General features: G+C 44.3%; 14 protein-coding genes. 10 read left to right on the forward strand and 4 right to left on the reverse strand.

Features of this window, described 5'->3' with window-relative positions; all coding sequences use genetic code 11:
• Nucleotides 1–88: 88 nt before the first annotated feature.
• Nucleotides 89–1,873 carry a DUF885 domain-containing protein gene (locus tag GSF13_RS12615; RefSeq protein ID WP_174170963.1) on the reverse strand — a complete coding sequence of 595 codons (1,785 nt, stop codon included), beginning with the start codon at nucleotides 1,871–1,873 and terminating at the stop codon, nucleotides 89–91.
• Nucleotides 1,874–1,886: 13 nt separating this feature from the next.
• Nucleotides 1,887–2,393, reverse strand: a complete 507-nt coding sequence (gene soxR, locus GSF13_RS12620) for a redox-sensitive transcriptional activator SoxR (RefSeq protein WP_010375466.1) — start codon at nucleotides 2,391–2,393, stop codon at nucleotides 1,887–1,889.
• Between the two features lie 81 nt (nucleotides 2,394–2,474).
• On the opposite strand from soxR, the gene GSF13_RS12625 reads away from it, so the two are divergent.
• Nucleotides 2,475–2,930 (forward strand): NAD(P)H-dependent oxidoreductase, encoded by a 456-nt coding sequence (locus GSF13_RS12625; RefSeq protein ID WP_010606483.1) that lies wholly within the window; start codon nucleotides 2,475–2,477, stop codon nucleotides 2,928–2,930.
• A gap of 305 nt (nucleotides 2,931–3,235) precedes the next feature.
• Here GSF13_RS12625 and GSF13_RS12630 read toward each other — a convergent pair whose 3' ends face one another.
• Nucleotides 3,236–4,870 (reverse strand): methyl-accepting chemotaxis protein, encoded by a 1,635-nt coding sequence (locus tag GSF13_RS12630; protein ID WP_174170962.1) that lies wholly within the window; start codon nucleotides 4,868–4,870, stop codon nucleotides 3,236–3,238.
• Between the two features lie 392 nt (nucleotides 4,871–5,262).
• Here GSF13_RS12630 and GSF13_RS12635 point away from each other — a divergent pair, with 392 nt between their 5' ends.
• From GSF13_RS12635 to GSF13_RS12670, 8 genes are all read left to right on the forward strand, one after another.
• A complete protein-coding gene (locus tag GSF13_RS12635; protein WP_174170961.1) occupies nucleotides 5,263–5,673 on the forward strand; it encodes a hypothetical protein in 411 nt (136 codons plus the stop codon).
• A 335-nt stretch (nucleotides 5,674–6,008) separates the two neighbouring features.
• Entirely contained in the window at nucleotides 6,009–6,917 is a 909-nt protein-coding gene (gene cyoA, locus GSF13_RS12640) for a ubiquinol oxidase subunit II (RefSeq protein WP_211868621.1), read from the forward strand.
• Between the two features lie 2 nt (nucleotides 6,918–6,919).
• Nucleotides 6,920–8,902, forward strand: coding sequence for a cytochrome o ubiquinol oxidase subunit I (gene cyoB, locus GSF13_RS12645; RefSeq protein ID WP_174170959.1), 1,983 nt, complete (start codon nucleotides 6,920–6,922; stop codon nucleotides 8,900–8,902).
• 3 nt (nucleotides 8,903–8,905) lie between these two features.
• Nucleotides 8,906–9,526, forward strand: coding sequence for a cytochrome o ubiquinol oxidase subunit III (gene cyoC, locus GSF13_RS12650; RefSeq protein ID WP_010606488.1), 621 nt, complete (start codon nucleotides 8,906–8,908; stop codon nucleotides 9,524–9,526).
• Nucleotides 9,526–9,885, forward strand: coding sequence for a cytochrome o ubiquinol oxidase subunit IV (gene cyoD, locus GSF13_RS12655; protein ID WP_102056556.1), 360 nt, complete (start codon nucleotides 9,526–9,528; stop codon nucleotides 9,883–9,885). The genes cyoC and cyoD overlap by 1 nt, the downstream gene beginning before the upstream one ends.
• A gap of 13 nt (nucleotides 9,886–9,898) precedes the next feature.
• The gene (gene cyoE / locus GSF13_RS12660; protein WP_095729938.1) at nucleotides 9,899–10,777 is read left to right on the forward strand and encodes a heme o synthase; all 879 of its coding nucleotides are present in this window, start codon (nucleotides 9,899–9,901) and stop codon (nucleotides 10,775–10,777) included.
• Nucleotides 10,778–10,916: 139 nt separating this feature from the next.
• Nucleotides 10,917–11,144, forward strand: coding sequence for a hypothetical protein (locus GSF13_RS12665; protein ID WP_017218863.1), 228 nt, complete (start codon nucleotides 10,917–10,919; stop codon nucleotides 11,142–11,144).
• Nucleotides 11,145–11,164: 20 nt separating this feature from the next.
• Nucleotides 11,165–11,476, forward strand: a complete 312-nt coding sequence (locus tag GSF13_RS12670) for a YciI family protein (protein ID WP_017218864.1) — start codon at nucleotides 11,165–11,167, stop codon at nucleotides 11,474–11,476.
• Here the strand turns inward: GSF13_RS12670 and GSF13_RS12675 are convergent.
• Nucleotides 11,466–11,996: a TetR/AcrR family transcriptional regulator gene (locus GSF13_RS12675; protein WP_174170958.1), complete on the reverse strand. Its 531-nt coding sequence runs from the start codon at nucleotides 11,994–11,996 to the stop codon at nucleotides 11,466–11,468. The genes GSF13_RS12670 and GSF13_RS12675 overlap by 11 nt on opposite strands.
• Nucleotides 11,997–12,106: 110 nt before the next feature.
• Here GSF13_RS12675 and GSF13_RS12680 point away from each other — a divergent pair, with 110 nt between their 5' ends.
• Nucleotides 12,107–12,568, forward strand: coding sequence for an HPP family protein (locus GSF13_RS12680; RefSeq protein WP_010375489.1), 462 nt, complete (start codon nucleotides 12,107–12,109; stop codon nucleotides 12,566–12,568).
• Nucleotides 12,569–12,609 lie beyond the last annotated feature (41 nt).

A 12,609-nucleotide genomic window follows, 5' to 3' on the forward strand; every position in this document is an offset into this window, starting at 1 on the left:
TTTAAACGTTAGTCGGCCTAAAGGCCGACTAACGGGTGATATCAATTTTTCGAAAAATAATGCCGGCCATGAGGCCGGCATTATTATGTTACTTTGCCATTAACTGGCGGATATACTTCACCGGAGCACTACCAAAGCTTAAGAACTCTTCGTGGAATGTCTTTAAGTCAAATTCCTTTCCAAGCTTTTGTTTTTGCGTTTCACGGAAGTCGTAAATTTCGCGATAACCAGAGTAATAGCTGGTTAATTGTACTTGGCTCAAGGTTGCACGGCGCCATTTACCTTCGGCTTCTGCACGCTCTTGGAAAGCCCCATTCATCAGCAGATCTAAGCCTTCTTCTTTGCTTATTCCTTTTACTTGGATACCGTAATCTAGGATAGTGTTACAGATCACACGTAGATTCCACTTGTAGTACATTAACCACATTTCAGGCTCAAAGTTACCATAGCCTTCTTCTAGCATCATGCGCTCAGTGTATACTGCCCATCCTTCAATCATCGCGCCATTGCTTAAGATACTCTTCACCAAAGACGGAGATTCGTTAGAGTAAACCAACTGAGTGTAATGGCCTGGCACGGCTTCATGAATATTTAGGATCTGCAGGATCCAATGGTTGTATTCACGTAGATACGATTCAGCTTGCTCGTCGCTCATTGAGTCCAGCGGAGACACGTTATAATAGGTGTTCTCCTTTTTGTCGTATGGGCCCGGAGCACTGATTGAAGCGCCAGCAAAGCCGCGCATATATTCAGGCGTTTCGCGAACAACTAGCGGCTTTTCAGGGTCTAGCGTGATGAGATCCTTTTCCATCACAAACTTTTCAAGCTCTGGAATTTGCGCTTTGATTTCGCTCACAAAGTTTTCACGCTTTACGTGTTTGACCGAAAGGTGCTTGATAAGGGTGGCAATCGCATCAATGTCAGATTTTGGGCGTGGCTTGTCAGCAAAATACGTTGGCCAGAGTTGATCAACAATCTTAACCATTTCATTAGTAACACGGGCTTTGTCGGCCATTGCCTTTTCATACATTTGCTTGGCGGTGTAGCCAGACTGAATATCAAAGGCAAATTTTTCTTCGTACAGCTTCTCACCAATTCTAAATGAGCGCGCGTTACCGCTTTCGCTTAACTCAATTTCAAGGTTGCTAAGGTAAGATACATATCCATTGATGGCAGATTTCGCGGCAGCGAAGCGCTGTTTGAATAGGGCTTTTTCCTCGGCTGTTAATAATGAAGTCGCGAGTTTATCAAGCAACTCATCGTTTAATACACTAAATGCGCCTTGGTTTTGTGCAATCGCAAGCTGAGTATATTCAAGCGTTGGATTGTTAATATTGTTTTGCGCGGCTTCATAATACGCTGGCACATATTGAAGACGTGCTAAAACGAGCTTGAGCTTTTCGTCATCCGTTTTAAAGCGGCTATTGAGTATCGTCGCAAAGCCATAAGAAACATTGTAGTTTGACGGATTCCACTGCCAGCTTTTGAAGGTTTCAATATGCCAGATATCGCGTTTTAGGCGATTTTCAATCAAGTGATAATCGATTTTTTGACTATTGCTTAAGTTAGCAAGGTCGAACTGTTGTAACTTAGCCAGTTGCGCCTGAGAGAAGGCAACACTTGCATCACGAGTCGCTTGGGTTGGTACAGTGATAATATCGTCGTACTTGCCAAAGCCTGCCCAGAGCGACGCTTCTGGGTACTGTTTCCATAAGTCATTGATAAATTGCTGAGAAAAGTCAGCGAATTGTGCATTTGTTGCTACTGTTTGCTGTGAAGCTGAAGGCGTCGTCTCGACAGACGAAGGAGAAAGTGAGCAGCCAGTCAGGCCCATTGCCATGGCTAGCGCCATGCACAAGGCAGTCTTTTTCATTATTGTGTCCTATTTAATGGTTTTCGCTATCATAACAAGATTTTGCTTTATTTGCTTTGTCTGGCTCATCCAACCACACCGCACCGTTAGCCTCTTTGGCAACGATGTCATCGGGGTTGTAGATAGGGCATGATTTCATCGACAAACAGCCACAGCCAATGCAACCATCGACATAGTCTCTTAAACGTTGCATGTAAGCGATTTTTTCGTCCAGCTTTGCTTGCCAGGCTGTAGAAAGTTTGGCCCAGTCCGCTTTAGTTGGTGTTCTTGAGTCGGGCAGAGTATCAAGGGTTTCTTTTATCTCTCCTAGGGTTATCCCCATCTTTTGGCCAGCTTTAATAATGGCAATACGGCGCAACACATCCTTTTTGTAACGGCGTTGATTACCGTTATTACGCCAACTACGAATAAGCCCTTTGTTCTCATAGAAATGCAGAGCAGACACCGCAACGTCAGCTCTTTGAGCAACCTTACCGACACTGAGGTTGGGCTCGTCTCTTAATAATTTTTCAGTTTTCATAAATTAGTACTTTACCTTAACTTAAGGTGAGGTTTTAAGGTAGCACCCAATTTATTATTAGTGCAACTGGAATTGAACATTATGAAAACAGTCGTTATTTACTCAAGCTCAAACCCCAATGGAAATACCTACCAATCTGCAAAGGCACTAGCAGCAGAAAAAAGAGCTGAACTCATCTATTTAGACCGCTACAAAATTGGTGAGTATTGCTATAAACACTCTCACAGTGATGATGACTTTGTTAACCTTTTTAGATGGATACTTGGTTTTGAGCACATCATTTTTGCTTCCCCCGTTTATTGGTATGCAGTGACACCAAGAATGAAGGCATTTATCGACAGAATAACTGACTTTATGGACATAGAAGCGTTAAAGCCTGAGCTTAGAACGCTACGTGAAAAGCAGTTTTCTATCTTGTCGACCTCATGCCAAGAAAAAGCACCGGCACCATTTACTGAGATGCTGGTGGGGACCTTTGAATATTTGGGTATGAAATTACAAGAGCAGCGTCATGTTCATTACCCTTATGCTGATTAATCGCTGTGGATTTTGTTAGGTGGGGTTGTGTAGCGATGGCTTTTAAAGATCGCTGCGTGAAGCAGCTCCTACTCTGAAGTAAATCCAGTCTGGTATAAGGCGGTTTGTGACTGGTGTTTATTTAGAGGAGGGTGAAGGCTTTTAAAGATCGTTGCGTAAAGCAGCTCCTACTCCGAAGTAACATCAGTCTGGTAGGAGATGGTTTACCCGCCGAGCACTTTGTGACTGGCGCGCTAACCCCCCCCTTGCTACCCAACATTTCTCAGCGGAAGTACGCACTTCCGCCTATGCGAATAGGTGCAAGGTCACACCTTGAATTCATTGACCATTTGCGAGAGTCGTTGTGACATTTCGCTTAATTGCTGGCTCGACGCTTTGGTGTGTTCAGCGCCAAGGGCGGTTTGGTTTGCCACTGTTGCGATACCACTGATGTTGTCAGTCATGTCATTAAGATCTTCGGATTGCTTTTCACTCCAAGTGGCGATATTAACGTTAATATCATGCACGGTTGCGATGGAGAGGTTGATTTGTTCTAGTGCGTGCTTACATTCTTGGCTCACTTTGAGGCTTTGTTCGGATGCTGCACGGCAGCTCTCCATTTCTTCAACGGTTGTGGCGACGCCATTGTGCAGTTTATCAATGATCGCTTGAATGTCATCGGTAGATTGTTGCGTACGCTGGGCCAGTGTTCTTACCTCATCGGCCACCACGGCAAAACCACGACCTTGTTCTCCTGCTCTCGCAGCCTCGATGGCCGCATTCAATGCTAATAAGTTAGTTTGATCTGCCACTTTTTTAATGACATCAAGTACTGCACCAATCTCGGTTGATGACCGTTGTAGTTCGAGCACAGCTTGTTGCGCTGAGTCGACGCTACGAGAGGCATGCGCTATGACAGCCACATTTTCGTCTACATGCGTCAGCCCTTGGGTCGTCAGTGTGGTTGTCTCTGTCACTTTATCAAGCGCACGCTTTGACTCATTATTGACAGCTTGTGCCACTTGATTAAGCGATTGCATGCGGTTTTGCAGCGATTCTGTTTCACTGTTTTGTTGTCCAATACCAGCTTGGATCTGCTCGGTAATACAGGATAATTCCTCTGCTTGGGAGGCCAAAGAATGGGTGCTTTCGTTGATATCATGCAGTACATCACGAAAATGCGAGTTCATTTTATTAAATGCGATAGCCATTTGGGCAAGCTCGTCTTTTCCGTGGCTTTTCAGTGCAATGGTGAGGTCTTTTTGCGCTGAAATAAGTCCCATTGTACGGGTGAGCTTATCCAGTGGCTTGGTAATATTTTTGCTGATCAAGCTAGAGAGAAAAATAAGTAATATCGCATAGCCGAGCGTTTCAGCAGTCATCAACATGAGGCGGTCATAAAATTGCTCTTCAACGTCTTGAAGGTAAATGCCTGTTCCAATTGCCCAGTTATAGTGCCCTAAGTTAGCAATATAAGAGAGCTTGCCCTCAAGCTCCTTTGTCCCCGGTTTTGGCCATTGATATTGGGCAAAGCCTTGTTGATTTTGATTCGCAATGACGACGAACTGGCTGAATGCTTCGCGAATAAAGCGTTCATGATGGTGAGTCATTGAGGTGCCATTGAGCAGTGGCTTAATGGGGTGTGTTACCATATTCCCATCTAGGTCAAATAAGAAGAAGTAACCTGCATCACCATAGCGTGCGGCATCAATGAGCTTTTTTATTTTTTCTTGTCTTTGTTGTGGGGTGAGCGAGGCCTCGGTGGCAACCATATTAAGTTGCGCAATTGTGGTTTCCATTAGGTTTTTTGCATTAATGTGTCTTTCTTGCGTTAAGCTGTCTCGTAAAACGAGTGCTGATGAGAGTTGCACAAGGGTAATGATCACGACAGACAAAAGCAGACTGAGTCTGAGTTTATTGGGCACTTTCATTAAACCTAAGAGTTTATTCAGCTGCTTCATGAGTTCCTCTAGTAACAAAGAATTAGTTAAAATGACAGCGATGTCAGTTGGCGTGGATCATACTTAGAACGAACCAAAAATAAATAGCATGAACAAAAGATGAATAAGGTGTTAAGCCGTGCAGACGGCTATCTAATTGATAGTTAATAAAAATGTTAATATTCACGTTTTGTAAATGATTGTGAATGAGAACTATTTCTAATAAGTGTGTTTAAGTATTTTGTCTTAGAGAAGGATGAAGGTTAGAGGTAGATTAAGGAAATTTGATATAGATCATTGCAGATATCGCTTGAATCGAATAGCGACTTTGTTATACTCGCTGCGAATTTTCAGTGTAGACTGAAAGTTCTGAACTAATCAATTCTATCAAGATAAAAACATCAGGATAATCTGTGCCACTGTTAAGCTATGCTCGACAAACTGCTACTACTAACGACACAACCTATCAAAGTTGTGCGATGACGCGTGCGCAGTTATTCGGTCGTATTTTCAGTGTGCTAAGCGCATTGATGATGTTTAACGCGGCATTATTATTCACTGGCATGCTAGGTGATGTAGCTGAATTAGAAGCACTTTTTGCAGATAATTCACTACCTGACTCTGTTTTGGTGATGCTCGGAGAGTTTTGGGCTCAGCCTATCTTGTCATTACAATTATTGATAGGTCTTTATTGGTTAGTTTTCCATACTATTTTGCCTACACGCGCTGGCGTTGTCCTGCGTAAAACGGCATTCGCCTCTACTGAGGCTATTCATCCTCAACCGGTGCCTAGTGCACATGGTTGTCGTGCTCCTCCTTTTTGATACCGCTGCCTGTTTGCGTAATCGCAATATTTGAGTCCAATGTGTTTGATTTAAGCGATTTGGATCAGCAGTCAGCAATTCAGTTTCAATTACATTAATCGGCTATTTACTGTCCTTTTTGGGCGAGTTGTAAGCTTAGCAAATGTGATTGTCCGTTTACTGTATCGATTATTTGGTAAATGGTTAGTGACTGGTATCAAAGGAGCGTTTTCCTTCACTAATGCATTTTCCCTAATGGGTACAGTGCAATTCGAACTTGTGCAGCATAGCTTGCACAAATAGATACTCAGCGTGCTTGATAAATAAGCCGCAGCTTATCGTTGAAGGGTAATCAATTGAATAAACGTAGTGTTGTGAATTATGCGTTCGCTTCATTGGGGCTTATGCTCACCGGCTGTAGTGGTGGCATTTTAGATCCCAAGGGGCAAATTGGCATGGATGAGAAGTCCTTGATCATCATTGCCACTGTACTGATGTTACTCGTTGTAGTACCAGTTATTATTCTTACCTTATATTTTGCGTGGAAGTACCGAGACGGTCGTGACCACGAGATCTATGCACCCAAATGGGCTCACTCTAACAAAATAGAAGCCGTGGTTTGGACCATTCCGATTGTGATTATTATCGTGCTTGGGGTGATCACCTGGCGCTCTACACAATCACTTGATCCGTACAAGCCGTTGGAAGGTAAGGGTGAACACCTCACTGTTCAGGTGGTATCGCTAAACTGGAAGTGGTTATTTATCTATCCTGAGCAAGGCATTGCTACAGTGAATGAGTTGGTGTTTCCAGCGAATGTACCAGTGGAGTACAAAATCACTTCCGAAAGCACCATGAACTCTTTCTTTATTCCACAGCTTGGTAGCCAAATCTACTCGATGGCAGGAATGGAAACACAGCTTCACCTGATTGCCAACGAACCGGGTACGTTCAAAGGCTTTTCTGCCAATTACAGTGGAGCGGGTTTTACAGGGATGAAGTTCGATGCCATTGCGACCAAAGACAAAGCGGATTTTGATAACTGGGTTGCCGATGTCAAAGCTAACGGTGAAGCGTTAACCGCTGGTCGTTATGCGAAGCTGGCTAAGCCTTCGGAATATCACCCCGTTGAATATTTTGGCTCGGTAGAGCAGGGTTTATTCCACACCATAGTTATGAAGTACATGCAGGGCCATGGCGAAATGAATTATTACGCCAAACCAGAGCATGCTGCGCATCTACATCACGGCAAGGCTGAGGAGTAATTATGTCGTTGTTTGGTAAATTATCCATTGAGGCAATCCCTTATCACGAACCCATCATTATGGTGACGTTGGCTGTAGTGGCGATTGTTGGTCTAATTGTGGCGGCAATGGTCACAAAACACAAAAAATGGGGCGTGCTGTGGCACGATTGGATCACTTCAATCGATCATAAACGCCTAGGCGTGATGTACATTATCTTGGCATTAATTATGTTAATGCGTGGTTTTGCCGACGCCATCATGATGCGTACACAGTTGGCGATGGCTACAAGCGGCGCTGCCGGTTACTTACCTCCTGAGCACTATGACCAGATCTTTACCGCACATGGGGTGATCATGATCATCTTTATGGCGATGCCATTTATGATTGGTTTGATGAATATCATCTTGCCACTGCAAATTGGTGCTAGAGATGTTGCTTTTCCGTTTTTGAATAACCTCAGTTTTTGGTTGACGGCGGGCGGGGCAATTCTGATCAACTTGTCCTTGGCATTTGGTGAGTTTGCAAAAACCGGTTGGGTGGCGTATCCGCCATTGTCGGAGTTGTCGTTTAGTCCGGGTGTCGGGGTTGATTACTATATTTGGGCACTGCAAATATCCGGGCTTGGGACATTGCTCACTGCCGTGAATTTCTTGGTTACCGTATTTAAGATGCGTGCACCTGGCATGACGCTAATGAAAATGCCTATTTTTACTTGGACTTGTACTTGGGCAAATATCCTAGTTGCGGCGTCTTTCCCAATTCTTACTGCGGTGCTGGCGATGCTAACGCTTGACCGTTATATGGACTTCCACTTCTTCACCAATGAAGCCGGTGGTAATGCCATGATGTATATCAATCTGTTCTGGGCATGGGGTCACCCTGAAGTTTATATTTTGATCTTGCCTGCGTTTGGGATTTTCTCAGAAATTATTTCAACCTTTACAGGTAAACGCCTGTTTGGCTATAAGTCGATGGTGTATGCCAGCGGTGCGATTTCTATTTTGGGCTTCATTGTTTGGCTACATCACTTCTTTACTATGGGTTCAAGCGCCAATGTTAATGCTTTCTTTGGGGTCATGACGATGGTCATTGCGGTCCCGACGGGGGTAAAACTCTTTAACTGGTTATTTACGATGTATCGCGGTCGTTTGCGGATCACGGTGCCGGTCCTTTGGACGTTAGGGTTCATGGTGACCTTTACCGTAGGTGGGATGACTGGCGTACTGCTTGCAATTCCAGGCGCGGACTATGTGCTGCACAACAGTCTTTTTCTGATCGCACATTTTCATAACACCATTATCGGTGGGGCGGTGTTTGGTTATCTAGCGGGTTTTGCTTACTGGTTCCCTAAAGTAATGGGTTACAAGCTTGATGAGCGTTGGGGGAAAGCCTCATTCTGGTGCTGGCTGGTTGGCTTTTTTGTGGCCTTTATGCCGCTTTATGTGCTCGGCTTCTTGGGCATGACACGTCGTCTTAATCATACCAACACGCCAGAGTGGAACATTTGGCTATACATCGCGTGTATTGGTGCCTTTATCATTATGTTTGGGATAATTTTCCAAGTGGTACAGTTAGTGGTGAGTTACAAAAACCGCGAGCAATTGCAAGACACCACAGGCGATCCGTGGAATGGGCATACGCTGGAATGGTCAACGGACTCTCCCCCGCAGTACTACAACTTCGCGAAAACCCCTGTGGTTGACGATATTGACGCTTGGACAGAAATGAAAGAGCAGGGACAGGCATATCAAAAGCCTGCACATTATCAGCCTATTCACATGCCAAAAAATACCCCGACTGGAGTGCTTATCAGCGCGTCATTGACCGTGTTTTGCTTTGCCATGATTTGGCATATTTGGTGGTTAGCGGCGGTGGGTTTTGTCAGTGCTATCGCGGTATTTATTAAGCGTTGTTACACCAGCGACGTTGATTATTATGTTCAGGTTGACGAGATTGAGCAGATTGAGTCTGCCCACCTTTCTCGCGCATTACAGGAGGGTTAATTCATGAGTGCGATTACTCCCGCTACGCTGCATGCGTTAGAAGATGCTCACGAGCATGCAGATCATGACACAGGTTCAAACACCGTATTCGGTTTTTGGCTATATCTGATGACGGACTGTTTGTTGTTTGCTTCGTTCTTTGCCACTTATGCCGTGTTGTACATGAACACGGCAGGCGGGGTGTCTGGCAAAGACATATTCGAGCTGGGTTTTGTTGCGGTTGAAACCGCGGCCCTACTGTTAAGTAGTATTACCTTTGGGTTTGCCATGATAGCGGCAAACAAACAGAAAAAGTCGCAAACCTTATCTTGGCTTGCGGTGACATTTGCCTTTGGTGCGGTGTTTATTGGCATGGAAGTGTATGAATTCCATCACTTGATAGTACATGGTCATGGGCCGCAGCATAGTGCTTTTCTGACTTCTTTCTTCTCATTGGTGGGTCTGCACGGCATGCACGTGACGGCAGGCTTGATTTGGATGACTGTGATGATGATTGAAGTGACACGTCGTGGTCTTAAGCCACAAACGGTAACGCGTTTGAGCTGCTTAAGCTTGTTCTGGCACTTTTTAGATATCGTGTGGATCTGTGTATTTACCGTTGTTTATTTAATGGGGGCAATGTAATGAGCCATAGTGAATCTAAAGCGTTAGCACAGATGGATGTTCATGAGCATGAACACGACAGCCACGGTAGTGTGAAGTCGTATCTAATTGGTTTTGTACTATCCGTTATTTTGACAGCCATTCCTTTTGCTGCCGTGATGAGTGGAAGCTTGTCATCTAGCACGACATTTTGGACGTTAGTGACAACGGCGTTAGTGCAAATTTGGGTGCACCTGAAGTACTTTTTACACCTGAACTTTGTTACGGAAGAAGGCAAGGCAAGCACGCTTTCCTTTATCTTTAGTGCGTTGATTATTGTGATGGTAGTGGGGCTGTCGGTCTGGATCATCTACGAATCGAACGCCATGATGATGTATTAACAGGAGAGTACTCATGCTGCGTCGTTATTTTCAGGTGACAAAACCTGGGATCATTATGGGAAACTTGATTTCAGTCGCAGGAGGCTTTTTATTGGCCTCTCGAGGTGAAGTTGATTGGCTGCTATTTGCCTTGACTCTGCTAGGGCTATCTTTAGTCGTTGCGTCAGGTTGTGTAGTTAATAATGTCATCGACAGGGATATCGATGCGGCAATGGCCCGTACTAAAACTCGCGTGACAGTAACTGGGGAAATTTCCTCAGTTGCTGCACTGTCACATAGTCTGGTACTCGGATTATCTGGCTTTGGGCTCTTAGCCTATTTCACCAATTGGATTGCGCTGAGTTTTGCCGCATTTGGTTTTTTTATTTATGTCGGTGTTTACAGCTTATACATGAAACGAAACTCAGTGTATGGCACGGTGGTTGGTAGCCTGTCAGGGGCAGTGCCTCCTGTGGTTGGTTACTGCGCAGTAAGCGGGGTGTTTGACTCTGGCGCTGCCATTTTATTATTGATGTTTTGTCTTTGGCAAATGCCGCACTCTTATGCCATTGCGATTTTCCGTTTTGAAGATTACCGGGCCGCGAATATTCCGGTGTTGCCAGTCGCGCAAGGTATTGAAAAGGCTAAGCATCACATTGTTTTGTATATCGCCATTTATGCACTGGTGGTGATGTTACTGCCGCTTAGCGGTTATACCGGCATAGCATTTATGGCGGTGGCCTGTACAACCAGTTTTTGGTGGTTATTGATGGCGCTAAAAGGATACCAAAGAGACTTAGATTTACATGGTTGGGCGAGGCAAGTATTTGCATTCTCAATAGTCAATATCACAGTCCTAAGTATCGCGATGGCGATTGATAATCACAGCACAGTTTCTGCGATGCTGTACTGATCGCAGATTATCCCAAAGTAACTAAAATCCAAAGGCCCACAGGGCCTTTTTTCGTTCTTATCTTAGTTTGTTTTACGTCGCTTGCTTTTTACCCATTTTATCTCCATATCCAGCTTATTGAATAGATGAGAAGATAATAATGGATATAGGGATCACAGAAGTATTGTTGTTATTTACGGCGATTTTTATCGCGTCCTTTTTACTTTTTAAGGTCGTGCTATGGGCCAAAAAAATGCCAAAAGGCGCCTATCTATTTTTGGCTTTAATGCCGCTCATCTCTCTTTTTCCTATTCCACCACCCGTTTTTAAAAATGTCGCGAAAGCCAAACAAGAACAACGTAAAAAAGCACCCAAATCAGAACCATAATTACACAGGAAAATAGCTTAATGTCAGCTTCGATATTTATTGTTAACCTTACTTATGTTACCGAAATTGAACAGGTAGAGCCGCTGCTCGCCCCTCATATTGCGTTTTTAGAACGCTTCTATGCCAATGGTACTTTTATCGCCTCTGGCAGAAAAATCCCACGAACTGGTGGGGTTATTTTGGCAAAGGCGAGTAGTGAAGCTGAACTACTTGATATTGTTCGTCAAGATCCCTTTTATGTCGCCGAAGTGGCTCGGTATGACATTATCGAGTTTGTGCCAAGCAAGTTTGCATCTTGCTTTACAGAAGTGGAGAAATACCTTAATTCTTGAGTGCCCGCTTGGCCACATCCGTATCGTGACAGGTATAGGCCGTTGAAATAATCCCTTCGCTCAATAGAAACAGACGCTCGACAGCGGCATCATCAGCGTCGTTGAGCGCTTGTTTAAGTAACGCTTTTACCGCAAGTTTGTGCCGCTGGCATAGTTGATTTATTGGATTGGTAAGCTCACCAAATTCTGCCGCCGTGTTGATAAAGTAACAACCACGAAAATCGCCCAGCACTGCCACTTTGTTATTAATCCACTGATCTAGCGCTGAAAATAGCTGCTCTGTGAGCTGTTCATTCGTTCGAGCATTTTCGAGGCAACGAGATAACCAAGATATAAATAGGTGATGCCGCTGCTCAAGTGTTGCAAGCACCAGTGCCTCTTTACTCTCAAAATGGTTGTACAGGGTTTTTTTAGCAATGCCAGATGACTTTAATACTTCGTTAATGCCAATGGCATGAATGCCATGTTGATAGAACAGGTCCATTGCGCAATCGATCAGTTGTTGTCTTTTTGTACTCATCAGTCAGCCATGTTTATTACCGTGATTATAGGTTGACAGAAGTAGACCAACTTGTCTACCATTTGCGGGGTAGACAAGTTGGTCTACTTTTTGGAAAGGGAAAGAATACAATGAGAGAAATACAACTTGCTTTAATTGCTGGAGCGGGGGCGTTTATCGCAATTGCAATATTGGCGTTTAGTCAAACGATAAGTGCTGAGCATATTTTTTTAATGGCACCTTTGGGCGCAACGGCAGTGCTGGTATTTGGTGTGCCCGAAAGTCCACTAGCGCAGCCTAAAAACGTCATCTTTGGACATATCATTACCGCAACAATCGGGATTATTTTTGCGCAGTATATCGGTGTTAACGAATTCACTTTGGCATTAGCAACGGGGCTTGGCGTATTTAGTATGTTAGTAACAAAAACCACCCACCCACCGGCTGGCGCAAATCCAATACTGATCATGTTGGCACTGGAGGGATGGAGCTTTTTATTTACGCCTGTGATTATTGGTGCAGTGGTACTCGTACTGGTTGGTAAAGCAACGTTAGCGGCTAAAACAAAGCTAACTACAATAACAGCTGCTTGATATGTTGATGTGCAGGCCTTATTCGCCTGCCTTCTCAAATA

This window comes from Pseudoalteromonas sp. M8, from assembly GCF_018141365.1.
In the GTDB taxonomy this organism is placed as follows: domain Bacteria; phylum Pseudomonadota; class Gammaproteobacteria; order Enterobacterales; family Alteromonadaceae; genus Pseudoalteromonas.

Excerpts from the sequence above, each read along its gene's own strand:
- GSF13_RS12615 (WP_174170963.1), bottom strand. The coding sequence starts at position 1,873 with ATGAAAAAGACTGCCTTGTGCATGGCGCTAGCCATGGCAATGGGCCTG.
- soxR (WP_010375466.1), bottom strand. The coding sequence starts at position 2,393 with ATGAAAACTGAAAAATTATTAAGAGACGAGCCCAACCTCAGTGTCGGT.
- GSF13_RS12625 (WP_010606483.1), top strand. The coding sequence starts at position 2,475 with ATGAAAACAGTCGTTATTTACTCAAGCTCAAACCCCAATGGAAATACC.
- GSF13_RS12630 (WP_174170962.1), bottom strand. The coding sequence starts at position 4,870 with ATGAAGCAGCTGAATAAACTCTTAGGTTTAATGAAAGTGCCCAATAAA.
- cyoB (WP_174170959.1), top strand. The coding sequence starts at position 6,920 with ATGTCGTTGTTTGGTAAATTATCCATTGAGGCAATCCCTTATCACGAA.
- cyoC (WP_010606488.1), top strand. The coding sequence starts at position 8,906 with ATGAGTGCGATTACTCCCGCTACGCTGCATGCGTTAGAAGATGCTCAC.
- cyoD (WP_102056556.1), top strand. The coding sequence starts at position 9,526 with ATGAGCCATAGTGAATCTAAAGCGTTAGCACAGATGGATGTTCATGAG.
- cyoE (WP_095729938.1), top strand. The coding sequence starts at position 9,899 with ATGCTGCGTCGTTATTTTCAGGTGACAAAACCTGGGATCATTATGGGA.
- GSF13_RS12665 (WP_017218863.1), top strand. The coding sequence starts at position 10,917 with ATGGATATAGGGATCACAGAAGTATTGTTGTTATTTACGGCGATTTTT.
- GSF13_RS12670 (WP_017218864.1), top strand. The coding sequence starts at position 11,165 with ATGTCAGCTTCGATATTTATTGTTAACCTTACTTATGTTACCGAAATT.
- GSF13_RS12675 (WP_174170958.1), bottom strand. The coding sequence starts at position 11,996 with ATGAGTACAAAAAGACAACAACTGATCGATTGCGCAATGGACCTGTTC.
- GSF13_RS12680 (WP_010375489.1), top strand. The coding sequence starts at position 12,107 with ATGAGAGAAATACAACTTGCTTTAATTGCTGGAGCGGGGGCGTTTATC.